Source organism: Clostridium gelidum, from assembly GCF_019977655.1.
In the GTDB taxonomy this organism is placed as follows: domain Bacteria; phylum Bacillota; class Clostridia; order Clostridiales; family Clostridiaceae; genus Clostridium; species Clostridium gelidum.
The window spans coordinates 1,913,287-1,938,732 of record NZ_AP024849.1; the positions used below are offsets into that span (position 1 = coordinate 1,913,287).

General features: G+C 28.7%; 22 protein-coding genes. 20 read left to right on the plus strand and 2 right to left on the minus strand.

Annotated features, from left to right (window positions below; translation table 11 throughout):
• Nucleotides 1–25: 25 nt before the first annotated feature.
• Complete coding sequence (locus tag psyc5s11_RS08495; RefSeq protein WP_224037170.1) at nucleotides 26–1,231, minus strand: glycosyl hydrolase family 8; 1,206 nt, start codon at nucleotides 1,229–1,231, stop codon at nucleotides 26–28.
• A 139-nt stretch (nucleotides 1,232–1,370) separates the two neighbouring features.
• On the opposite strand from psyc5s11_RS08495, the gene psyc5s11_RS08500 reads away from it, so the two are divergent.
• The 6 genes from psyc5s11_RS08500 (at nucleotide 1,371) to clpP (ending at nucleotide 7,132) form a co-directional block, all read left to right on the plus strand.
• Nucleotides 1,371–2,831, plus strand: a complete 1,461-nt coding sequence (locus psyc5s11_RS08500; RefSeq protein ID WP_224037171.1) for a leucine-rich repeat protein — start codon at nucleotides 1,371–1,373, stop codon at nucleotides 2,829–2,831.
• A 447-nt stretch (nucleotides 2,832–3,278) separates the two neighbouring features.
• Nucleotides 3,279–3,824 carry a GNAT family N-acetyltransferase gene (locus psyc5s11_RS08505; protein WP_375541994.1) on the plus strand — a complete coding sequence of 182 codons (546 nt, stop codon included), beginning with the start codon at nucleotides 3,279–3,281 and terminating at the stop codon, nucleotides 3,822–3,824.
• A 36-nt stretch (nucleotides 3,825–3,860) separates the two neighbouring features.
• A complete protein-coding gene (rsgA, locus tag psyc5s11_RS08510; protein ID WP_224037172.1) occupies nucleotides 3,861–4,934 on the plus strand; it encodes a ribosome small subunit-dependent GTPase A in 1,074 nt (357 codons plus the stop codon).
• A 2-nt stretch (nucleotides 4,935–4,936) separates the two neighbouring features.
• Entirely contained in the window at nucleotides 4,937–5,890 is a 954-nt protein-coding gene (locus psyc5s11_RS08515) for a GNAT family N-acetyltransferase (RefSeq protein ID WP_224037173.1), read from the plus strand.
• A gap of 241 nt (nucleotides 5,891–6,131) precedes the next feature.
• Nucleotides 6,132–6,551 carry a helix-turn-helix transcriptional regulator gene (locus psyc5s11_RS08520; RefSeq protein ID WP_224037174.1) on the plus strand — a complete coding sequence of 140 codons (420 nt, stop codon included), beginning with the start codon at nucleotides 6,132–6,134 and terminating at the stop codon, nucleotides 6,549–6,551.
• Nucleotides 6,548–7,132 (plus strand): ATP-dependent Clp endopeptidase proteolytic subunit ClpP, encoded by a 585-nt coding sequence (gene clpP, locus psyc5s11_RS08525; protein WP_258712434.1) that lies wholly within the window; start codon nucleotides 6,548–6,550, stop codon nucleotides 7,130–7,132. Before psyc5s11_RS08520 ends, clpP begins: the two co-directional genes overlap by 4 nt.
• A 139-nt stretch (nucleotides 7,133–7,271) precedes the next feature.
• Here the strand turns inward: clpP and psyc5s11_RS08530 are convergent, their stop codons facing one another.
• Nucleotides 7,272–7,751: an S-ribosylhomocysteine lyase gene (locus psyc5s11_RS08530; RefSeq protein WP_224037176.1), complete on the minus strand. Its 480-nt coding sequence runs from the start codon at nucleotides 7,749–7,751 to the stop codon at nucleotides 7,272–7,274.
• Nucleotides 7,752–8,041: 290 nt separating this feature from the next.
• Here psyc5s11_RS08530 and psyc5s11_RS08535 point away from each other — a divergent pair, with 290 nt between their 5' ends.
• From psyc5s11_RS08535 to psyc5s11_RS08600, 14 genes are all read left to right on the plus strand, one after another.
• Nucleotides 8,042–9,322 carry a histidine kinase gene (locus tag psyc5s11_RS08535; RefSeq protein ID WP_224037177.1) on the plus strand — a complete coding sequence of 427 codons (1,281 nt, stop codon included), beginning with the start codon at nucleotides 8,042–8,044 and terminating at the stop codon, nucleotides 9,320–9,322.
• Nucleotides 9,315–9,977, plus strand: a complete 663-nt coding sequence (locus psyc5s11_RS08540) for a response regulator (RefSeq protein WP_224037178.1) — start codon at nucleotides 9,315–9,317, stop codon at nucleotides 9,975–9,977. The genes psyc5s11_RS08535 and psyc5s11_RS08540 overlap by 8 nt, the downstream gene beginning before the upstream one ends.
• 268 nt (nucleotides 9,978–10,245) lie before the next feature.
• Nucleotides 10,246–10,734 carry a hypothetical protein gene (locus psyc5s11_RS08545; protein ID WP_224037179.1) on the plus strand — a complete coding sequence of 163 codons (489 nt, stop codon included), beginning with the start codon at nucleotides 10,246–10,248 and terminating at the stop codon, nucleotides 10,732–10,734.
• Nucleotides 10,735–10,795: 61 nt separating this feature from the next.
• A complete protein-coding gene (locus psyc5s11_RS08550) occupies nucleotides 10,796–11,287 on the plus strand; it encodes a hypothetical protein (protein ID WP_224037180.1) in 492 nt (163 codons plus the stop codon).
• Nucleotides 11,288–11,297: 10 nt separating this feature from the next.
• Nucleotides 11,298–13,037: a M20/M25/M40 family metallo-hydrolase gene (locus psyc5s11_RS08555; protein WP_224037181.1), complete on the plus strand. Its 1,740-nt coding sequence runs from the start codon at nucleotides 11,298–11,300 to the stop codon at nucleotides 13,035–13,037.
• Between the two features lie 366 nt (nucleotides 13,038–13,403).
• Nucleotides 13,404–14,201 (plus strand): MurR/RpiR family transcriptional regulator, encoded by a 798-nt coding sequence (locus tag psyc5s11_RS08560; protein WP_224037182.1) that lies wholly within the window; start codon nucleotides 13,404–13,406, stop codon nucleotides 14,199–14,201.
• Between the two features lie 157 nt (nucleotides 14,202–14,358).
• A complete protein-coding gene (locus tag psyc5s11_RS08565; protein ID WP_224037183.1) occupies nucleotides 14,359–16,215 on the plus strand; it encodes a beta-glucoside-specific PTS transporter subunit IIABC in 1,857 nt (618 codons plus the stop codon).
• Between the two features lie 2 nt (nucleotides 16,216–16,217).
• Complete coding sequence (locus psyc5s11_RS08570) at nucleotides 16,218–17,624, plus strand: glycoside hydrolase family 1 protein (RefSeq protein WP_224037184.1); 1,407 nt, start codon at nucleotides 16,218–16,220, stop codon at nucleotides 17,622–17,624.
• An 18-nt stretch (nucleotides 17,625–17,642) separates the two neighbouring features.
• Nucleotides 17,643–19,106, plus strand: a complete 1,464-nt coding sequence (locus psyc5s11_RS08575; RefSeq protein WP_224037185.1) for a glycoside hydrolase family 1 protein — start codon at nucleotides 17,643–17,645, stop codon at nucleotides 19,104–19,106.
• A gap of 520 nt (nucleotides 19,107–19,626) precedes the next feature.
• Nucleotides 19,627–19,872 carry a hypothetical protein gene (locus psyc5s11_RS08580; protein ID WP_224037186.1) on the plus strand — a complete coding sequence of 82 codons (246 nt, stop codon included), beginning with the start codon at nucleotides 19,627–19,629 and terminating at the stop codon, nucleotides 19,870–19,872.
• Nucleotides 19,873–20,243: 371 nt separating this feature from the next.
• Nucleotides 20,244–20,933, plus strand: coding sequence for a response regulator transcription factor (locus psyc5s11_RS08585; RefSeq protein ID WP_224037187.1), 690 nt, complete (start codon nucleotides 20,244–20,246; stop codon nucleotides 20,931–20,933).
• A gap of 11 nt (nucleotides 20,934–20,944) precedes the next feature.
• Nucleotides 20,945–21,955: a sensor histidine kinase gene (locus psyc5s11_RS08590; RefSeq protein ID WP_224037188.1), complete on the plus strand. Its 1,011-nt coding sequence runs from the start codon at nucleotides 20,945–20,947 to the stop codon at nucleotides 21,953–21,955.
• A gap of 242 nt (nucleotides 21,956–22,197) precedes the next feature.
• Complete coding sequence (locus tag psyc5s11_RS08595; protein WP_224037189.1) at nucleotides 22,198–22,953, plus strand: ABC transporter ATP-binding protein; 756 nt, start codon at nucleotides 22,198–22,200, stop codon at nucleotides 22,951–22,953.
• Nucleotides 22,946–25,417: an ABC transporter permease gene (locus psyc5s11_RS08600; protein WP_224037190.1), complete on the plus strand. Its 2,472-nt coding sequence runs from the start codon at nucleotides 22,946–22,948 to the stop codon at nucleotides 25,415–25,417. The genes psyc5s11_RS08595 and psyc5s11_RS08600 overlap by 8 nt, the downstream gene beginning before the upstream one ends.
• Nucleotides 25,418–25,446 lie beyond the last annotated feature (29 nt).

Consider the following 25,446-nt stretch of genomic DNA (forward strand, 5'->3'; position numbering starts at 1 on the left):
TTTTCACGTGCCTTAATAAAGATAATCACCAATTTCCAGTTGCAACTATCATTGCCATAAGTTTAAGGGTATTTTCATAAAATGTACATTTTGTTATTGGTTTATTGATTAGAGTATTCCAAAGAGAAATAGTCCAATCATCATTTCCTTTTTCTATAAGGGAACTAACTAGAAATGGAGCTATGAAAGATAAATTATTAGCATAGCCAAAGGATTTACCAGGATAATCATTAGCTATGTAATAGCCTGATTTTATATTTTCAGGGTTAGATGAAGTTTCTTTTTTTATCCAATTGTTTAAAGTGTGAAGCTCATTAGTTACGGGTGTGTTATTTAAAATAACATCCATAGAATATCGTAAGGGAATTCTACAACTATTAAAATAATAATCACCATCATGAATAGTTTCAAGAACTTTAACTTTTGGTGCTATATATCTACCGTTAGCCCTTATAAAAAAATCTGGCATCAAACCATTATGTTTGCTCTGTCTTTTCATTTGTTCAGAAATAATAAAATTAATTGTTTTTATTACCAAGTTCCATTGATCACTATTCTTAGTATCGTATTTAATAAATTCTCTAATATGATATAACAAAAAATCTGAGCTTCTTGTTACATATTTAAAATTATTATCTTTTATTCCTAGAACCCAATCACCTAAGGTTAATATATAATCCCTTTTATTCACGCAACTATCCATTAAGGCATTAATTCTTTTAATTGCTTCATCTTTATAATTAATTTTATCATTTTCTCCCCAAAGCTTATGGGCAAGAAGTAGGCCATAGCTTATATCCATATCACCATCTGTAGCAGAGGACGTTTCAGGTTCACTATTAACAATATTACCTTGAGAGTTTTTAATCTGCTGCCATGCCATTAAGTTACTATTATAAATACTGGGGTAGGATTTTATATAATTATATAATGAAGCAAAATGAACTTTAGCACTAACATCAAATTTACTCATAAGTGGAAATATCACCATACCATAGCCCATTGCTTCTGAACAAGTAACAGCATTGCTAAAAGCAGGCTGGTCAAGGGAATAAAATAGATATTCCTTTAGGGTAGAAGAATCTTCTACAGCTCTTAAGTAACGAATCTTCCAATCATTATAAAAAGATAATAGCTCCAAATTTAAGTTGGTTTGAGAATAAAGATTAATTAATGAATCATTATAAATTTTAAACACCACCTTTTTATTAGTATATTTTTCAAAAGGCAAAAATAATACTATTAACTTTATTATTTATAAGTATCCAAGTGTTATATAGTATTCTTAAAATAAGCTTAAAATTAAGAAAACAGACAAATTATATGGAAAATATATGTTAATATAGATAATAGTTAAGGAGTGAGAATTAATGATAAAACATAATAAATTTATTTTAGGATTACTTGCACTTGCAATAAGTACAAGTGTCATAAGTTATAATACAACAGTAAGAGCAAATGCAGAAGAAACAATGCAATTATACCATATTTTGACAGATGACCGATTGCCTATACATGAGGCAATTGATAAAAATGGGATTACATGGGAATACAAGGAACTTAGTGATGGAACTCTTTTTATTGTACGTGCAAAGAATGCTCAAGCACACATGGAAGTTCCATCACAGATAAATGGAAAAAATGTATCAATTATTAGTGATGTACCACAATATCCAGAATTTAAAGATTATCTTTCAGCGGATGAGCGTAAGGATCATGTAATACAAAGTGTTATAATACCCTCAACAGTAAAATTTATTGAATCAGGTGCTTTTGCGTGTGTAAATTTAACTGATGTGCAGCTTCCAACTACTACATGGGTAGGAAAGGGTGCTTTTATGTCTACACCATGGTATGAAAAGCAACGAGATTCTAAAGGATTAATAATCATAAATGGAAGATTACTTGATGCAGAGAATCAATCTGGAGATATTACAATACCTTCGAATGTGAAAGAAATAGCAGAGGGTGCATTTTCTGGTAATATGACTAGTGTTACAATTCCAACCGGTGTTATAGATATAGGTGAAAATGCGTTTAGCAATTGTAGTAATATAAAAAGTATTGTAATTCCAAATGGCATTACAGAAATAAAGCCTGGTACTTTTTCCCGATGCTATAAGTTAGAAGACGTTACAATTCCAAATAGTGTTACTAAAATAGGTAAAGAGGCCTTTAGTAATTGTAGTAAATTGGAAAATATTACAATTCCAGATAGTGTTACAGAAATAGACGAGGGTGCTTTTTCATATTGTAGTAGTTTAAAAAAGGTCAAAATCCCTAATAATACACAATTGGGATTTGATGCTTTTGATGATGAGGTAACTATTATAAAAAATGGAGTTTCATATAATTTTAAAGATATAAATAAAAAATCATCAAATACTGCCCAAACAACAACACCTGCAATAAATAATGTGCCTCAAAAAGCTACAGTGCAACAAGGCTGGCATAAAGACGGAAACTATTGGAATTGGTTATGGAGTGATGGATCTAAAAGAAATGGTTGGTATAATGAAGGTGAAAACTGGTACTATTTCTATGGAAATGGTCAAATGGCTACTGGATTTATAGATCTTGGCGGCGGATTCAAATATTATCTAAAACCAAATTCAGGTGATGGTAAAGCAGTTATGGCAATAGGAGGCGAATATATTGCTGGAGATTGGTATTATTTTAATTCAGCTTCAAATGGATATAAAGGAGCGATGAAAAGAGGTTGGATTTATGATGGGGGAAATTGGTACTATTTTTATAGTAGTGGCCAAATGGCACATAATACAACTATAGATGGATATTACGTTAATTCTAGTGGTGCATGGGTTAGTTAAGTAGGTAACTCCATTAAACAAATGATGTGGTGTTAATCATGTGCTTAGCGAGGTTGTGCGAGTTGAGTTTATTTAGTCTATTTAAAGTACCAATTGACAAGAAAAATTTCGTAAAGTATAATATGGTTACAAAAGAATTTATTGTAAAATTTTCAATATGTTCTATGAAAGGAGAAATGTAAAATGATATTAAGTGTAAAGGTGATTACTGAATAAAACTAAATATGGGCGAAAATGTAATTTTAGGGGGTTATTGTACCCTTTGTTTGTCTTACGTTTTTGCAGTTACAAAGAACCTTTTATAATATACTGACTATTAAGCACAAGTAACAATACAGGTAATCCTGTTTATTATTATTCCCGCAGATAGCATCCAGTTTTGAGGTTGCTTACTGCGGGATTTTTCTGCCCATTTTTAGAGAGCTTAATTGAAAGGAGAGACATATAGTGTATTTAGAAACAGAGAGATTAATACTTAGAAAATTTTTAGAGGAGGATTGGAAAGATTTATATGAATATCTTTCTAAAGAAAATGTAATTAAATTTGAACCTTACGGCATTTATAGTGAGGATGAATGCAAGGAAGAAGCAGTCAATCGTTCTCAAAATGAGGCTTTCTGGGCAGTTTGCCTTAAAGAAAATAATAAATTAATTGGAAATATATATTTTAAGCAACAAGAACCTAAAGAATTTATGACATGGGAAATTGGGTATGTTTTTAATCCTTTATACTATAGAAAAGGATATGCTACGGAATCAAGCAAAAGAATTTTAAAGTATGGATTTGAGCAAATAGGTATGCGCCGCATTATCGCTAAGTGTAACCCTGAAAATAGTGCTTCGTGGAAATTATTAGAACGGCTTTCAATGCGATTAGAAGGACATTTTAAAAAGCCAGTTTATTTCAAAAAAACAATTGATGGTAAGGAAATATGGCATGATTGTTATCAATATGCCATGTTAGAGGAAGAATGGTTTGATTCTACTAAATAATTTTAAGAAGATATTTAATTAATATGGAGGAATTTGATGAGTAATAACAATATAGAGAAATATGGATATAACGATTTTTTTGAAAAACAGGTGAATGAGCTTAAGATATCTGCTACAGATTTGATACCTGCAAGAGTAGTTGAGGTTCAAAAGGAACAATATAAGCTTGCAACAGAATATGGAGAAAGTGATGGAAAACTAAAAGGCGCTTTATTTTATAATGATAAAATCCACAATGTGTATCCTACAGTTGGTGATTTTGTTTTAGCGCAGCATAATCCTTTAGGAGAAGATATTATATATCACGTACTTGAGAGAAAAAGTAAATTTTCAAGACTTGATTCTTTTAATAATGTTGAGCAAATTGTAGCTGCCAATTTTGATTATGTATTTATAATGCTTTCATTAAATAATGACTTTAGCTTAAAACGAACAGAAAGATATTTGACTGCTGCATGGCAAAGTGGAGCTTCACCGGTAATTATAATGACTAAAGCGGATTTATGTAGTGATTATAGTTCACAGAAAGAGGAAGTTGAAAAGATAGCGCCGCTTGTTCCTATAATAGCGGTAAGTTCTATAACTAAAGAAGGTTTGGAGGGACTAGGGACTTATATAGCGCCTTATAAAACGATTGTGTTTTTAGGATCCTCTGGTATTGGTAAATCATCATTGGTTAATGCACTTTCTGGTGAAGAAGTAATGAAAGTAAATACCATTCGTGAAGATGATAGTAAAGGCCGCCACACCACAACTCATAGACAACTTATTAAACTTAAAAATGATGCTATGATTATTGATACACCAGGTATGCGTGAATTAGGACTGTGGAATGTATCAGAGGGCTTGGATATAGTCTTTGATGAAATTGAAGAATTATCTAAAAAGTGTAAGTTTAAAGATTGTGCTCATGAAAAAGAGCCAGGCTGTGCAGTAAGAGATGCCTTGGAAAGCGGAGAATTGTCAAGGGAAAGATGGGATAACTATATAAAATTAAAAAAAGAAGCAATGTTTGCGAAACAGAAAGAGGATTCAAACCTTCGTTCAAAGGAAAAAGCTAAATGGAAAAGCATATCTAAATTTCAAAAAGAATTAAAAAGGAGATATTAAAAATGTTAGGAAAGGAATTAAATCAATCTATTTGTTTGAAAGAATATATAACTGAAAAAGAGTATAAGGAGATAACTGAGCTTAAGGAGTTTTGTAGTTCAAATGATAAAGTAAATCTAAAGTTAGGATTGCACTATAAGTTAAATATGCCTAAAAGTTCTGAGATAGAATTAGAAAATATAAATGAATTTCTTTATTATATAGATGAAGTTTTGGTAGCATACCTTGGTATTTCATGCTTTGGAGGGAATATAGGTGAAATTAGTGGTATGACTCATCCAAATTGGAGAAGAAAAGGTATATTTAAGAAGCTTTTTGAACTTGGTAGAGACGAGTGCAAGAATAGAAATTTTAATAAAATATTACTATTATCAGATGGTAAATCAAGCTCGGGAATTGAATTTATAAAGATTGTTAATGGAAATTATGACTTTTCAGAATATAGAATGAAACGATTTAACAAAGTTTCTTCAGAAAGCATGAATTCTATTAATTTAAGAAAAGCTGTGAAGCTTGATAAAAAGGAGATTGGAAAGCAAAATACAATGTTTTTTAATGATATAGAAGAAATTGAAAATTTTCAAGAGGAAGATGTAGAAGAAAGTGAAAGTATTCAAAAGGTAGATATAGATGGGATTGGAAGTTCTGCAGAGGGAGAGGAAAGATTAAATGAAGGCATATATATGGTTGAACTTAAGGGAGAGACTATAGGGAAAATTAATGTGGAATACAGTGACAATGTAGCTTTTATATTTGGGTTTGGAATATTACCAGATTTTAGAGGTAAAGGCTATGGAAAAGCAGCTTTAAAGGAAGCTTTGTGCATCATAAATGAAAAAAACATTTATGAAATAGAATTGGATGTAGAATGCAAAAATAATACTGCGCTTAATTTATATAAATCTTGCGGATTTGAAGAACAGTCTGTAATGAATTATTATAAGTACTACATCTAATTGTAATATCAAACTTAGTTTGATGCAAAAAACATACTATATTTTTTGATTTGTTATTTTGGTTCATATACCTAAAGCAGGAAACTTAAGAATTTAATGAAGGTACCCTGAATTTATATTTTATGATACATTCTGTTTTTATAGGTATTGTTATTGAATGTAGTCTAAGGCAAAAAATAGCAATTTATATTAAAAGAATAATTTGTATATAACATATAATGTATAAAAAGGAGTTGATTATATGAAGTCAAATGCAGATGTAATTTCAAAGGTTATAGATTTTATAGAAGAACATCTCACAGATGATTTGTATTTAGAAAAAATAGCTGATAGTGCGTTTTATTCAAAGTATCATTTGCACCGAATGTTTGTTGATATTGTTGGTTGTACCTTACATCAGTATATCCAAAAAAGAAGACTTACTGAAGCTGCTTGGCAGCTTGTTTATACTGATAAATCAATTATTGATATATCATTAATTGCTGGTTATGAAACACAACAGTCTTTTACATTAGCATTTAAAAAATTATATGATAAATCACCTAAAGTATATAGAAAAAAGAAAGATTATCAATCTATTCAATTAAAATATGAAAACCGCAAAGTGGAGTATAGTTCTTATACTAAATTGAATATGAGATGCGGGGGGAAAGCAGCATGAGTTTAGTCCCATATGTAATTGAACAAACAAGTAGAGGCGAAAGAAGCTATGATATTTATTCCAAACTTTTAAAAGATAGAATTATCTTTTTTGGGGAAGAAGTAAATGACACAACTGCAAGTCTTATTGTAGCACAACTTCTGTTTTTGGAATCGGAAGATCCAGATAAGGATATCTATTTATACATCAATAGTCCTGGAGGTTCTGTAACTGCAGGGTTCGCTATATATGATACTATGAATTATATTAAATGTGATGTATCAACTATTTGTATGGGTCTTGCAGCAAGTTTTGGATCTTTCTTACTTGCAGGAGGTGCAAAAGGCAAAAGGTTTGCACTTTCTAATGCTGAAATTATGATTCATCAACCATCTGGTGGAGTAAAGGGGCAAGCTAGTGATATTAAAATTGCAGCTGAACACATTTTGAATAACAAAAGAAGGCTAAACAAGATTCTTGCAGATAATACAGGAAAAACAATTGAAGAAATCGAAATAGATACCAATAGGGATAATTTTATGACTGCAGATGAGGCGAAGGAATATGGATTAATTGATGAAGTAATGAATAATAGGGGATAGTAGGAAAAACATTCTTCAGATATAAAGAAAAACTACTTAATTATGTAAAAGATAATTAAGTAGTTTTTGTCATATTAAATAATGTTTTAAAACATTGATATATTATTTATTTTAATGTGCATTATTTTATTTCAGACGATTAATCTGGATAAACTAAGTTTTTATCAGTTATGTGCAATAGAACTTCAGTAAGAAATTTATTTGCTATATACTTAGCCATAGGGAGATTCATGTCTAAGTAATTTCCACAATCTTTAGCAGATGCCCCAGGGATATCTCCTTCATAGCTTGAAATAAATGTATATAGTTCTGTAATAAGATCAACTATATCCTTAGATTCATAATCACCACTTAAAATTAAATAAAAACCAGTTCTGCATCCCATAGGTCCAAAATAAACAGTCTTTGTGCCATAGTCTTTACTATTTCTTAAAAAAGTGGCAGCTAAATGTTCAAAAGCGTGAATTTCTGCAGTATTCATAACAGGCTCATAATTTGGTCTAGTCATTCTAATATCAAAAGTTGTAAGAACTACTTCTCCAAATGTATCTTTTCTTGAAACATAAACACCTGGAAGTAATTCCAAATGATTAATTGTAAAACTTTGAATTTTTTCCATTATAATCACTCCTATCTAAATTAAAACAAATCAATATTTTATAATTATAGTAAATTTAATTTGTCCATGTATTCCTATGCATTTAATTTTATTCTAGCATTTATCTGATATATTAGCAATAAAATATGCACCTAACTGAAACATATATACTTTAGATATATAAATATTTTGTTGTATTACAATTTTTGTATTTTAAGAGATGTTGTGGTTGTATTAAAATATATGTGATAGAATTACCGGAGAGAATATATTTTATGCAGTTCATATTATGACAGAATAAGAGGGGTAACATGAGTCAGTTTGATGAATTATTATGGAAAAATGAAATAGAAACAAATAAAACAGTATCAAAATCAATGCGCATTGTTTTGTATTTTTATTTTATAGCGGGATTTTTGAATTTAATTCATGTATTTGATACTGTACAGAATGTGATGATAATTATGAATGTTTTGCTTATAATTCCTCTTTTACTGCCAACGATTTTGGTGGATATATTGCATATGAAAAAATTCGGGGTAAAGTATATAATACTTACTTGTGCTGTAATTGCTACAGGAATATGTTATGCAATATTAACATTTCAAACAATTTTAATGTTTATTATTCCAACAATACTAGCTTCTTTGTATTTCAGAAAAAAACAGCTTATAGTTGTAATTGTTGAATCCGTTTGTAATATACTAATAGCACATTTATCTACTTGTTATTTTTTGATGCAACCATGGGTTGAACCATTTACTGGAATGAAGAATATAATGTTATATGGTGCTTTTCCAAGGGTGCTTCAATATTTGTGTTGTGCAAGTTTATTTTATATATTATGTGATCGGACATCTAGACTTATGCTGCAATATCATAAATCTATACGGGATAAAGAGGTTTTAAAGCTTCAAAAATCCATTAATTTGCATAAGATAAAGTATGATGAACGTGAGCAGATAAGCAGAGATATACACAATAGTGTTGGACATACAATAATGGCAGCTATTTTGAGTTTGGATGCGGCTGAAGTTGTTTATAATATAGATTCGGATAAAGCAATGGAGAAAATAAAATTTGCGAATATACGGATGCGTGAAAGTTTGGAATCCATTCGAAAGGCAGTACATGGAATCAATAGTGATATGGATGAGCATACAATAGAAGATATGATAAGTTTGATAAATGCGAATGTTGATAAATTAAAAAAAGATTTTAATATTAAAATAAGAACAAAAATTGTTTATAGTGAACAGCAATTGAAGAAGTTTATTTTTAGTATTAAGAAGATTGATTTTTGGATAGGAGCATTGCAGGAATTGGTGACAAATAGTATAAAACATGGAAATGCAACGGCTATTATTGTCATGATAAATATAGATGGAAGCGATATACGTATGGTAGTTCAGGATAATGGAACAGGAATAGAAAATATGGAAAATCTTAATGGGTTATTAGCCTCTGGATTTGGAATAAGAAAAATTAGGGATTATTTGATTTCCATAGGTGGAACATTAAATATAGAAAATCAAGAAGGAATGGTTGTAACATTAAAAATGCCAATAAAAGCAGGTGATAAAAGTGAATAAGATTAGGATATTAATAGTGGATGATGAAATTCTTCTTTTAGAAAGTCTGGAGTTAATTTTATCTATGAATGAATCTTTTCAAATAGCTGGAGTGGCACATGATGGAAAAGAAGCATTAGATATTTTAGAGGAAAAAGAGGTAGATATAGCATTAGTCGATTTAAATATGGCAGGAATGTCTGGGCAGGAACTGATTTTGAAAATAAAAGATAAATATCCTGCTATGAAAATACTTATATTGACTACTTTTTATGATGAAGAAAATATTGTAAATGCGGTGCGACATGGAGCGGATGGATATTTATTAAAAGATGCGGGAACAAAAGTTATTGTTCAAGGAATTCTTAATGTAATGAATGGTCAAAGTATGATTGATAGTAAGGTAATGAAGGCCTTGGCAGATGTGATGTTGAAATGTTCCAATGTAACAACTAAGAAAGAGACAAATTCGAATTCAGAATTATTAAAAGATTTATCAAGCAGAGAAATTGACGTTTGTCAGATGCTTTCTGAGGGCTATACCAATTCTCAAATAGCAGAATTTTTGTATATCTCAGAAGGAACGGTTAAAAACTATATCAGTGTTATTTATGATAAAACAGGAATCAGGGATAGAACAGTATTAGCTTTAAAACTTGCAAAATTATTTGCATAGGTATACTTAATTGTAATTTTTTAAAATACCATTAGCAGTTAAACATGACCAGAGTCATATGTAATAATGACTCTGGTTACTTTTCTTTATTTTACTTTTTAGATATGATATAGAAAATATCTAAGATGTGAGGAACGGAATATGAAAAGGCTATGTCACAACATATAGTTGAAAAATAAAACAAATAATTTTATATTCTTAAGATGAATATTTATCATTAATACTAATTGTAAATTAAGATGAAGTAAATATTAGGGGGGGATTAAAATTGAAGGTACAAAATAAAAGTTTATTTTGTATATGTTTATTATTTTTAATAGGAACTATTATTATTTGTGGAGTAGTTTTTGCTAAAAATAATATATATAACAATAATGAGAAAATAGTTAAATACGATTACAGTTATAATTATACAAACAGAATAGGCGAAGGCAAAGATTCTGATGATAAAATTGATATTAAATACAGTGGATTTTATGGAACTGATACAATTTGGACTTTAGAATCAAAGGAAGAAAGTGAAATTACATTCAATTACGATTCAACAGTTAATAGTGGTGATTTTAAAGCAGTTTTGATTAATCCTCAAAAAGAAGTGAAAAATATATTAGAAGGAACAGAGCAAGGGAATAAAACAATGAAATTAGCAAAAGGAAAGTATAAATTTAAACTTGTTGGCAGAAATGCAGAAGGAAAAATAAATATTTCTATTGGCGAGAATAAAAATGTTGAAATATCTAAATCAACTAAGCACTAGTAAGAATATTAAAACTTATAATAGCATTTTAAGTTGAAGAAAAATGAGAGGTTGATTAAAATTGAAATTAAGAAATAAAGTTATATTGTTTATATATCTATTGGTGTTAATAGGAATTATTTTTGGTTATAGCACATGTGATGAGAGAAAAAATATTTATAACAATAATGATAAAATCGTACAGGATTGGGATAGTTATAGTTATATGTATAACTCTAGAACATGGACTGGAAATTCTAGGGATAAAATTAATATTAAATATAGTAGTTTTTCTGGATATGATACAATTTTTATTTTAGAATCAAAAGAAGATGGTGAAGTTACATTTAATTTTGATTCAATAGTTAATAGTGGTGATTTTAAAGCAGTTTTGATTAATCCCAAAAAAGAAATAGAAAATATATTAGAAGGAACGGAGCAGGGGAGTAAAACACTGAAATTAGAAAAAGGAAAGTATAGATTCAAGATTGTTGGAAGAAATGCAAAGGGAGAAATAAACATTTCTATTAATAAAAATAACAATGTTGTCATAACAAATTTTGATCGGAATTAAAATTCATACAGTGTTTGATTTAGCACATTCATCAGCAGAGAAAATATCTAAGAGACAGGAAAGGTTAGATTTTATGAAATGTATTTTTAAATCAGCACTAATATTAATAACAATAGTTTTATCCTTGTTTTTTAGCATAAGTAGTTTTACACTTCCAAAAGTTCAACCAGCAAATGTGCAAAAAGAAGAATTTTCTGCACAAAGGGCAATGGAATATGTTGAAAAAATAGCAGTTAAACCTCATGAAATAGGTTCTTTAGAGCATGATAAAGTAAGAGATTACTTATTGACTGAACTTACAAACTTAGGATTAAAACCGGAAGTCCAAAAGGATTTTTCAGTAAATAATATAATGGGGGAAACTTTAAAGGGTAATATAGAAAATATATGTGCACGATTAAATGGGAATGGAGATAGTAAAGAAGCAATACTAATGGTAGCTCATTATGATTCTACGAGTGGAGGACCTGGTGCAGCAGATGATGCTGCAGGAGTAGCAACACTTTTAGAGACAATTAGGGCGCTAAAGGAAAGTGCTCCACTTAAAAATGATGTTATTTTCTTAATTTCAGATGGTGAGGAAATGGGTCTTTTAGGAGCAAAATCATTTGTAGATAAAAATCCATTGTTAAAGGATTCAACAATGGTAATGAATTTTGAGGCAAGGGGCAATTCTGGTCCTGTTATTATGTTTGAAACAGGAAATAATAATGAGTGGTTTATGAAAGAATTTAAAAAGTCAATTTCAAATCCTGTAGCGTATTCATTTTTATATGAAATTTATAAGTACATGCCTAACAATACAGATTTTACTTTGTTTAAAAAAGCGGGAAAAGATGGATTCAATTTTGCTACATTAGAGGGGTATGAAACCTATCATAATTTTGATGATACAGGTTATAATTTAAATCAAAGAACTTTGCAACATGAAGGCAATTATGCACTAAGTTTGGTAAAACACTTTGGAGATTTATCTTTAAATAATAAAGATAAAGGCACTTCAGTATATTTTACTATTGCAAAATCAGTGCTTGTAGAGTATTCATCAAACATTTCGATTCCATTAGGTATTTTCTCAGCGGTTTTATTTATAGTAGTTTTTATATATGGATTAAAAAAGAAAATATTATCATTTAAAGGTACATTACAAGGATTTATACTAGAAGTTGGTACTATAGGGGTATCATCAGTAATAGGAATAATTATATATAAGATATTTGTATATTTTTGCTTAAATAATAAAAAGAACCTTAATTTTGATGATAGCAAATTGTTGGTAACTCATGGAGCTATATGGGTTATTGCTATAATTATATTAATAACTTTTATCATGTATTGTTTTTATATGCTTATTAATAAAAAAGTGTCTTATGAAAATATGATTTTTGGATCTTTGTTGTTATGGAGTATTCTTACTGTAGTTTCAAGTTTTTTATTTAAATCAGCGAGCTATATGTTTCTTTGGCCTACTATTTGTATATTGGCAGGTTTTATGCTTCAGTTTGTATTTAAATCAGAAAGAAATGAAGCTTATGGATATTTATTTTTAATGATATTTACAATAGTATCTTGCATTTTAGTGTATATTCCAATTATGTATATACTATTTGAATGTATGGGGATACAGGTAGCCGGTATAATTGCAGGAGTAGCAACTATACCACTAAGTAGTATGATATTAAGTAGTAAATTATTTTTTGAGGGAAGGCATGAAGTTGATATATTAAGATTAAATTGGAAGAGGCTATAAACACTTTGTTTAAGTTGGTGAATAGACTAAGGATTTGAATAATTAAAGAGCGTGAGGACTGGTTACCGCTTCGCCTCCACCAATAAACCCACGAAAATCTAAATTTCATGGGTTTATTTTAGTTAATTTAGAAGATATTCATTTTAAATTATATATTCTTTGAATTTGCTACCTGTGTTTTTCTGAGTATAATATAGTATATATAAAAATAAACGGGTAAGGTAAATGATAGGATATTTGGATTAAGGATCATGTTTTAATATTAAAAGGATTATAATTAGTATCGAAATGATAAGAGAGGTTAATGAAAAATATTATTAATACTGGATTGTGGATGAAGTAAAAATAATCAAGGGAGGAATGGACATGGGTACATTATTAAATAGGTTATTAATAATTTTGAATAATGGAAAGGAAGATTCAACATATTATCATATAGCAAATATTTTATTATGTAATTTTGCTTCTATAAAAGATATGACAATATCAGAAGTTGCAGATTTGTGCTTTGTTTCAAAATCAACAATTTCTAAATTTACAAGACATATAGGATTTGATGATTTTTTAGAATTAAAGTTGGCATCTTCTTATAAAAGTAATAAACATTCAAATTATTTAAATTATAGTGATAATATTTTAAGTTATATGGAAAATCACACTAAAGAGGAATACATAGATGTGATCATAGATGATTTAGAACTAGCTAAGTCTAGTATTGATGTGAATAAGATAGATGAATTAGTTGAAAACTTAATTAAATATGATAAGGTGGCAGCTTTTGGACTTTTATATTCAGAATCAGCAGCAATGGATTTGCAAGTAAAACTTGCGTATAATGAAAAATACATTATTACACATATAAATGATGTAGAACAAAATGAGTTTATTAAGAATGCAGATAAAGACACATTAGTAATTATATTTACTAACTCAGGAGATTATATAAGAAAATACCAATTGATGGCGGGGAATGTTGATAAAAATATTTTTAAACAAACTAAAGCTAAAATTGTTGTAATTACAGCTAATAAGGAAATGGAAAAGCATCCTTATGTAGATTTATGTATTACTTTTCAGCATGCATCTAGTGTGCAAACTCATTCAATATTGTTTCAAATAATTACTGATTTTATTGCAATTAGGTATAGAAAGAGAAAGAAGTGAGTGTGAGTAAAACTTCAAATATACCACACTTTTTTTTATTTGTCATAAAGTTTCTGAAAATCGAAATTAAAAGTTACAGTGATTGTAAATGCTATAATTGTATTACATCGATGTAAGCGATATCAAAAAATATTGTTATTAATAGGAGGAAAGAACTATGGCGAAAAAAAATTATGAACAACTTGCAAAAGAAGTGGTTGATAAAGTTGGCGGGATAGAAAATATTAATAGTTTATTCCATTGTGTGACTAGATTAAGATTTAAGTTAAAGGAAACGTCAAAAGCAGATAAAGAATCAATTAAAAATATAAAAGGTGTATTAACTGTAGTCGAAGGAAATGGTCAATTTCAAGTTGTTATTGGAAATGAAGTTTCAGATGTATTTGATACAGTATTAAATATGTATCCAGAAATTAAAAGTGAAGCTGAAACAAAGGTTGTAGAAGAAAAGCCGTCTGGAAATATATTAACTCGTGCGTTTAATACAATGGCATCTATTTTTACTCCAATAATAATAGCGCTAGCTGGATCCGGTATGATTAAGGCAGTTCTTGTTATTTTAACAACATATGGACTTATGGATAAAGCAGGAAGTACTTATAAAATATTAAGTGCTGCTGGAAATAGTGTATTCTATTTCTTACCATTATTTTTAGCATTTAGTGCAGCAAAAACTTTTAAGGTTAATCCATTTATTTCAGTAGCAATAATTGGAGCATTAATGGAACCTAATTTTACAGGATTAATGAAAGCAAATGGAGATATGGCATCTTTTGTTGGTATTCCAGTTGTGCTAATGGGATATTCAGGAACTGTTATTCCTTCAATATTAACCATATGGGCATACTCATATTTAGAAAAATTCTTAAAGAAATTTATTCCTAAAAGTATTGAAATATTTGCACTATCAATGGTTGCGTTGCTTATTATGGTTCCCCTAGCTGTAATAGTAATTGGACCAATTGGCGTAACACTTGGAAATGGAATGGGATATGTAATCAATACCTTAAGTTCTAATAATGGATTGTTAGCAGGTCTTATTGTAGGTGCAGGGTGGACATATTTAGTTATGATGGGTATTCATTGGGGAGTTGTTCCAATAATGATAAATAACCTTTCAAATTTAGGATATGATGTCATTAGACCAATGATTGCAGCTGCTACATTTGCTAGTGCAGGTGTTGCTTTAGGTGTGTTTCTTCGTTCTAGAAATAAGGAAACAAGAGGACTTGCAGCATCATCCTTGGTTCCAGCATTATTAGGTGGGATTACAGAACCTATAGTGTATGGTTTATCTGTAAAATATAAGAAGCCTTTAATAGCTCAAACTATAGCAGGTGGAATTGCAGGAGCATTTATAGGAGCGTTCCACACAAAAGCAATTGTATATGTATTTCCAGCGTTAACAACATTACCAGCTTTCTTCGGAGACACTTTTACAATTTATATAATCGGTATAATTATGGCATTCACAATTTCAGCAGCATTAACATATTTTTTTGGTTTTGATGAGGGTGAAACTACTTCAAGACCTGCAAAAGCTAATAAGAGTGATTTAGAATTGGTTTCATGTATTCAAGGAGAAATGATTAATATAGAACAAGTTCAGGATCAAGTCTTCGCAGGTAAGGCAATGGGAGAAGGTATTGCGTTTATACCTGAAAATGGAGTGGTAACATCACCAATAGATGGAATTATTGAAGTGGCATTTCCAACAGGTCATGCAGTGGGAATTAAATCAAGTAATAACATAGAAGTATTAATACACGTTGGTATAAATACAGTTGAATTAAAAGGTGAACATTTCAAAATGCTTGTTAATCAAGGCGAAAGCGTAAGAAAGGGACAACAATTAATTCAATTTGATTTAGAAGCAATAAAGGAAAAAGGTTACGATACAACAACTATGATGATTATAACTAATAGTAATGAATTTAATGGCGTAAATATAGATGAATATCGTCATGTAAATAATGAGGATAGGGTTATGAACTTGATAATGAAGGAGGCATAAATATGGGATTTCAAAAAGAATTTTTATGGGGGGGAGCAATTGCAGCTAACCAAGCAGAAGGCGCTTATAATGAAGATGGTAAGGGATTAAGTGTTGCAGATGTACTGCCAGTGGGAAAGGATCGTTTCAAGAATATATCTTTGAACATAGAAGATGATAAATATTATCCAAGTCATGAGGCAATAGATTTTTATCACACTTATAAAGAGGATTTGAAGGAATTATCAGAATTAGGCATGAAGTGTTTCAGGACATCTATAGCATGGAGCCGAATTTTTCCAAATGGAGATGAAACAGAGCCAAATGAAAAGGGATTAAAATTTTACGATAATTTATTTGATGAATTATTAAAGTATAATATGGAGCCTGTTATTACAATTTCACATTTTGAAACACCACTTAATTTAATTAAAAAATATGGCGGATGGAAAAATAGAAAGTTAATTGATTTTTATACAAACTACTGTAATGTTATATTTAATAGATATAAAGATAAAGTGAAGTATTGGATGACATTTAATGAAATAAATCATGCACATACATTACCACTTATTGCAGCTGCAATTGAAGTAAAGGAAGATGAGAACAAACTTCAAAATATTTATCAGGCAAGTCATAATATGTTAGTAGCAAGTGCAAAAGCTGTTATAATGGGACATGATATTAACAAAGAATTTAAGCTTGGATGTATGCTTTCTTTATCGCCAATTTATCCAGCTACTTGCAAGCCTGAAGATGTTTTTGAATCATATGAGTTACGTCGTCGTTCACTTTTTTATAGTGATATTCAGCTTCTTGGAGAATATCCATCATACTTTAATCGTATAGAAAAGGAAAATAATATTTCTATAGAAATGGAACCAGGAGATAAAGATATTTTAAAAAGAGGTACTTGTGATTATTTAGGATTTAGTTATTATCGTTCATCTTTACATGAAGCAGGAATGAAGATTCTTGGAAATACTGGAGGATTGTTAGGTAAGAAAAATCCATATTTGAAAGAAAGTAAGTGGGGATGGCCAATAGATCCATTAGGTTTACGTTATGTATGTAATGAACTGACAGATCGTTATCACAAGCCACTATTTATTGTAGAAAATGGCTTAGGTACTAGTGATGAAATCGCTGATGATGGAAAGATTCATGATGATGAGAGAATGGAGTATTTAAAAGAACATGTAATCATGATGAAAGAAGCAATAGAGGATGGAGCAGACATATTAGGCTATACTTGGTGGGGACCTATAGATATTGTTTCGGCAGGTACTGGAGAAATGAAAAAGCGATATGGTTTTGTGTATGTAGATAGAAATAATGATGGTAGTGGGACATTTAAGCGTATGAGAAAAGAAAGTTATAATTATTATAGACAAATTATAGAAAGTAATGGCAAAAATTTAGGCAGATAAAATGGAGGAATTATTATCATGGGTAAAATATCATTTCCAAAAGGATTTTTATGGGGAGGTGCAATAGCTGCAAATCAAGCAGAAGGAGCATGGAATATTGATGGCAAAGGAATGTCGGTGGCAGATGTTGCTATGTATAAGCCTCATATTGATATAAAAGATTATGTTAATCAATGGTATGTTGGATTAAAGGATATAGAGAATTCCATGAAAGCTAAAGAAGACACTTATTATCCAAAGCGTAGAGGAATTGATTTTTATCATCATTATAAAGAAGACATAGCCTTATTTAAAGAAATGGGATTCAAGACGCTACGTGTTTCTATAGCATGGACACGCATATTTCCAAATGGTAATGAAGAAAAACCAAATGAAAAAGGATTGCAATTTTATGAAGAACTTTTCAAAGAATTAAGAGCAAATAATATAGAACCATTGGTTACTTTATCTCATTATGAAATGCCAATTTATTTGGTGAATCATTATGATGGCTGGGTATCCCGTGAGTTAGTTGACATGTTTGTAAAATATGCTAAAGTATGTTTTGATCGTTATAAGGATTTAGTTAAGTATTGGCTAACCTTTAATGAAATAGATAGTGTTTTCCGTCACCCATTTACTACAGTAGGAGTTGTAGAAGAAAAGTATGCTAATAAGAAAGAAGCTGAAAAAGCAATATATCAAGCTTTACATCATCAATTTATAGCAAGTGCTTTAGCGACCCAATATTGTCATGAAATAATACCAAATTCTCAGGTTGGATGCATGGTTACAAAAACGTTAACTTATCCAGAAACATGTAATCCAGATGATATTATTTTGGCTCAAAGAGATAACAGAAATAATTTTGTTTATACAGATGTACAAGTATTAGGTGAATATCCAAGGCATTTATTAAATTATTTTAATAAGAATAACATAGATGTAAAAATGAATGAAGGTGATGAGGCAATTTTAAAACAATATACAGTAGACTTCATTTCATTTAGTTATTATATGTCAATGGTACAAAGTATAAATGCTGAAAATCGTGAAAAGGTAGGCGGAAATTTAGTAACAGGAGTTAAAAATCCATATCTTCCTATAAGTGAATGGGGATGGCAAGTAGATCCAAAGGGATTACGTGTTTCATTAATTGATTTATATGATCGTTATCGTAAACCATTATGGATAGTTGAAAATGGAATTGGAGCTTATGATAAAATTGAAGAAGATGGTTCTATTAATGATGACTATCGTATTGAATATTTTAGAAAACACTTTGAGCAAATTGCACTTGCAATTGATGAAGGTGTTGAATGTATGGGATATACATCATGGGCATGTATTGATATTGTAAGTGCATCAACATCTCAAATGAGCAAACGTTATGGATTTATCTATGTGGATGCAGATGATTTAGGAAATGGAACATATAAAAGATCAAGAAAGAAAAGTTTTTATTGGTATAAGAATGTAATTAAAAGTAATGGATTAGATTAATATTTAACATTAACCCTATTGGAGCAGAGTGTTCTAATGGTATAAAATATTGGTGAAAATTTCAAGTTTTAGTGATTAAATTTATAGATTTTTGTGTTGGACATGCACACCTCTGATGTTTTTTGAATTAGGGGTGTGCATTTTGTTGTTTGGGTGTGCACTTTTTAGCGGAAATAATCATTACAAAAAAATAATCTTTCAAACATGGAACGTGTATTTATTCAAAGTGAAATTTTTGTTTTAAGAAGTTATATGGCAAGTTATAAGGCACAATCAAAAAAATAACAAGTCCATCTGCCAGCATATTTTCCATCATCCTGCGTCAGCAAAATGCCATAATAGACTCGCTATGATGACACTTTACTTCCTTGCCTGATGAAAAATATCCATGACAGTTTTGGACTTGTTATTTATTTTCATGTGCCTAATTAAAATAAAAAGGTCAGAAGAACTTATAGTATAAAATATAAATGCAAATTAAGAATAATATCTAGTATTTAATATAAAGGAGCTGATTCAAATGAAATGGCAGGAAGTTAGAGAAATGTATCCAAATCAATTTGTTAAATTTGAAATCGTGGAATACCATGAAGATGAGAAAACTAAATATGTTGATGAAGTTGCAGTGATAAAAGCAATAAAAGATGGTAGAGAAGCTATGAAGGAATTTACAAAATGCAAAAATGTTCAACTAATGTATAGCACAGAACATGAAAGCATTGTTATAGAGAAAATTAAACATATTGGAATTAGAAGGAGTATATAATGAAAAGAAAAATACAAATAAAAAATCGATTACTATATACTTCTATAAAATTGGTCATTTACAAAGATTAAAAATTTATTAACAAGCTTTGTTAATATTGTTAAAAATTCAAATTGAATTATTTAGATTATAGCTACACTAAAAGTTCTTCTTATCTTATGGTAAGAAGATTTTTTGTGTTTCAATATATTTCACGAAAATAAATGCATAGCAATATTTAGACAATAATAAAAATGATTGGTATAATTTTAAAGAATATACCCATATGAAAAAGGCGCGAAGCGCAACCAAGAAATTATTAAGCGCAATTAAGATAATTTAGATTAAAATTGTGTAGCAATTTGTTCTGTACCTAAAAGGAGAGATAAGTAATGGAAAAGATATATATTATTGAGGATGATTTAAAGCTTAGTGATATTACTAAAGAGTATTTAGAGAATAATGGATACATAGTGCATCAAACAGAAAGTTTTATTAATATAATGGATGAGGTTAATGAAATAAAGCCAAATCTTATTATTTTAGATATAAACCTTCCATATTTTGATGGCTATTATATATGTAGAGAAATTAGGCAAAGTTCAAATATACCTATAATTATTACATCAGCTAGAAGTGGAGATACGGATCAGATATTAGCTGTTGATTTGGGAGCAGATGATTACATAACCAAACCATTTAAATTGGATATATTGAATTCTAAAATTAAAGCGGTACTTAGAAGAAGCTATGGAGAATATGCTGAAACAAAAACTACAGTTAATATTAATGGACTAGTTTTAGATTCACATAATTATCAAATAATATATAAAGAAAAATCATTTGAAATTAGTAAGAATGAACTAAAATTGCTAAAAAAGTTTTTTGATAATTCAGGGGAAATTTTATCAAGAGCTATATTGTTTGAAGAACTTTGGGATGATGGAAATTTCATAGATGAGAATACATTGAATGTAAACATCACTAGAATTAGAAATATTTTAAAGGAGCTTGGGCTAGTTGATGTTATAAAAACTAAGAGAGGGGTAGGCTATATTTTAGATGTAGCTGCCATAATTTAAGGTATAAATTTATGAAAAAGACAGTTGCTAATTTCGTTATAGATAGGACAAGTTATATTTTATTTATGTTTATAAATTCCATATTAATAATAACTTTTTATAGCTTAACGGTTAATGACACGGTAGAGATATTATATCCAATTTCAATAACAATATTTTTAATGTTAAGTTATTTAGTCATTGATTTTATTAAATATTCAAGATTCAATATAGATATACAAAATTCTAGGAATGAAAGAAATTATAATATAAGATGTGCTACAAAAGAACAAAAGGAGATATATTCTCTTTTAAAAGAGCTTAATCTTGAGCATATAAAAAATGAAAATAATATAGTTAATAAATATAAAGAAAAAGAACATTTTTTAGCTAATAGTATTCATAAATTTAAAAACTATATATCTGTTATGGCATTAATAATAGATAAGGGAAAGTCACAGGAAGTAATAGAAAGAGATATTTTAATTGATATAGAAAAAGAAAATAACAATTTAGAATCTTCTTTAGAGCAAGTTCTAAGTTTTATTAGAATCGATAGTTTTGGAAATGATTTAGAATTAACTAATGTAAACATTGTGCAGGAATTGAAAAATATAATTAACGATAATAAAAGTAAATTTATTCATAATGAAGTTTTTCCAGTGTTTGAATGTAGTGAAAATGATATATACATATGTACAGATAAAAAATGGAATAGAATAATAATAGAACAGATTATTACGAATGCAATAAAATATACAGTAAATAATAGTAATAGAAAGGTTTATTTTAATATTGAAAGCAGTAATGAAGAAGTAATACTTAGTATAAGAGATAATGGCATAGGAATACCTGAATATGATTTAAAGAGAGTATTTGAAGCATTTTTTACAGGCGAGAATGGACGAAAAATAAGAAATTCTACAGGTATTGGATTATTCATTAGTAAAGAGATATGCAAAAAATTAGGACATACTATTGAGATTAATTCTAAGATTAATGTAGGTACAGAAGTGAGGATTAGTTACCTTTCAAAATTGTAAGGTTATTTTAAGGTTAATGCATTCTTTAGTGTGACTATAAAATGTAATATTGAATTAGGAATAAGAAAGAAGATAACAAGTTAAATATGTGAGTTTATATTTTATAAAAATAAGCGAGCATACTGACTTGTTATTCTATTTCAAAGACCTAAAATGAGTGGATTTGAAATAGCTTAATTGGTAAGACAATATAATTAGGCTATTATGAAGCTCAATTAGATATTATGAATAGGAGATATAATATGGAAGCATTAAGAGTTGAAAATATCTCAAAATCATTTGGGATAAAGAAAAATAAAATATTGGCTTTAAATGATATTAGTTTTTCTCTAAATAAGGGGGAATTACTTGCGATTATGGGGAGCAGCGGATCAGGGAAAAGCACACTACTAAATATACTTGGAGCATTAGATTCACCAGATTCAGGTAAGGTTTATCTAAATGGAAAATTGCAAAAAGACTATCACATAGAACCTTTTGCAACTAAATATAGAAGTGAAAATATAGGATTTATTTTTCAATCATTTAATTTATTGAGGGACTTAAGTGTTGAAGAAAATGTGGCTCTGCCATTAATTTTGCAAGGCATGAATTCTAAGGAAGTAAGTAAAAAAGTTCAACAAGAATTAAATTTAGTTGGTTTAGAAAGGTGGAAAAAGCATAGACCATTGGAACTCTCAGGAGGGCAACAACAACGGGTGGCCATAGCAAGAGCTAAGATTACAGAACCTAATTTATTACTTGCAGATGAACCTACAGGTAATCTTGATTACAACACTTCTTTAGAAGTGCTTAACATATTTAAGATGATGAGAGAGAAATTAAATCAAAGTATTATAATTGTAACTCATGATCCTATGGTAGCAAGTTATGCTGATAGAGTATTATTTTTTTATGATGGACAAATTGTAGATGAATATGAAAATAAAGAAAATAATAAGGATAATATAGATATTATATTAAAGAAATTTAAAGGAGTTATTAGTAAACATGATTAAGAATTTAAGAGGCTTATCAAAAAGATTCTTTATATCTAATAAGTGGATTACAATTCCATCTATAATTGCAATATCTTTATCAATTTTATTAATAACATCACTTATGAATTTCTCAATAAATTCAGAAAATAATTTAAAGAAAAAAACTCTTGAAAAATTTGGAGCTTTTGAAATACAATGCGGTTACGAGATGGATAGTTCAAAAAGAATTACTAAGGGGTTTTTATTAGAAACTTCTTCTTTAGAAGGAATAGATAAAATATCACCAGTTATTGTAGAGGGTATAGACATTAATATTAATGGAATTAATACTTACACAGTAGGCATAGAAAATGATGAGTTAAGTAAAAGTAAATATAAATATAATAGTGATATTGAAGAAAATACAATAATTATTAATAAACAGTTAGCTGATACCTTAAAAGTCAATGAGGGAGATAATGTATTAGTTAATGGTCATGAAAATAAGGTTATAGAAATTTACAAGGATAAAACATATAGTTCTAATTCTATAAACATAGCAATAATGAATAGAAAATCATTAAAGGAAATATTAAAATTTCCAGAAGAAGCTAATTATATGATGGTTAAGGTACAAAATGATGATGGTATATCTAAAGTATCTAAGGAATTAATTAATTTAGATAAAGATTTGAGAGTTGAAGTATTTCAAGAAGATAAGGACTTGCTTGAGAATATTAATAGTATGCAATATTTTATTGGATTTTTAGGAGTTTTAGTATTTATAATGTGTGGAATATTTATAGTATCTAATCTTCAAGGATATATATATAAATATACTAAAGATTTTTCAGTAATAAAGGCAGTAGGAGGCTCGTCATTTCAAGTTTTTATTACAGTATTAATGCAGACAATGATGATTAATATTACAGGAGTCTTTAGTGGAACAATATTATCATTTTTAATATGTAAACTATTTTTAACTTCCTTTGAATATTATTATTTGCCAGCACTAAAGATTGCTTTAATTGGATTTTTAATAATTCAAATTGTTTTATTAATTCCTGTATTTAAAACTTCTAGAATATTACCCTTAAAAGCCATGGCTAAAAATGATAATGTGGAATTTAAACATATAAAATTAATGAAATATATTATGAAAGGAAGTTTAATTGTTGGAATTATATTAATTTTATCTTGTATAATTGCAGCAGATAAAAACTCTTTCTTACATGGAATAGGAGGATTTTTATGCATATACTTAAGTTCTTTCTTATTTGTTATGATATATATAAATAAAATTTTTCGGTTATTAATGAAGCCACTAAGGTTTATCATTGGAAGAAGTGGAGAGGTTTCAATGAAGATGCTGATACCTCAAGTTAAGAAGAATTCTATATTAATCTTGGCTATAACTACAATGATAATCATAACAACCATTGGTGGAAGTTTTGTAAAATTAATTACATTTAACAATGAACAATATTATAGAAAAGAATACCTGACGAATATTGTACTAACCTGTGATTATGAACTTAATTATGGGACAACTCTTAAGCTTATAAATGATGTAAATGAAATTGATGATACAGTTGCATCTGTTATGACAGAAGGTGGTACAACAACTATTATAAGAAATGATAGTAAAAAAAACATTGGATTTTCTTTAGGTAATTTAGAAGAACTGAAAAAACAAGGCTTAATAAAAAAGTTTGATGGTGATGCAAAAAACAAGGTTATCATAAGTGAAGAATATGCTAAAGAAAATAATATTGTAGTGGGCGAAAAACTTAAATTTATTGCACCTAAGTTTGAAAATGAAGAGAACGTTATTTATGCTGAAGGTTATAAGGAACCAGAGTATGAATATAACTTGGAAGTGAGTAGTATAGAGGATGATAAGTTAATGAATCGCAAACCTGTATTAATTGATATATCAAATACAAAATTAGTTGATGATATTTCTGGTAGACTAAATAAAATGTATATAGACACAACAAATAAGAATATAGATACATTATTAAATGGGAAAATTCAAGAATATCAAGGAATAAAGTGGGCATCTTTAGATACTGTATTAACAGAAACTAATAAAGAGATAGAAGAAAGATGGAGCTTTTTTAAATTAGCTTTAATAATTCTTGATTGCTCAATGGTATTTGGAATAATTACTTCAATTAAAAATAATATAAATTCTAACAGAAAAGAATATGCGCTTTTAAGATGTATGAAATTTAAACAAAAGGATTTAACAAAAATGATAATAACTCAATCAATAGTTTTCTTGTTAATTGGAGACATATTAGGAGTAGCAATTGGAACTATTGGATCTTTTATAGTATCAATATCTGATGGAGGAACTACAATTATATTCCCAGACTATACTACATTAATATTAATTTGTGTATGCTCAATTATGTTAGTATTGTTTTGTATTTTTCCAGATATACAAAAAATTCAAAAAGAGAAACTTATTTTAGAATTAAATCAAGAAGAGCTATAAAAGATTATTATATACAATTTGGAGGATAA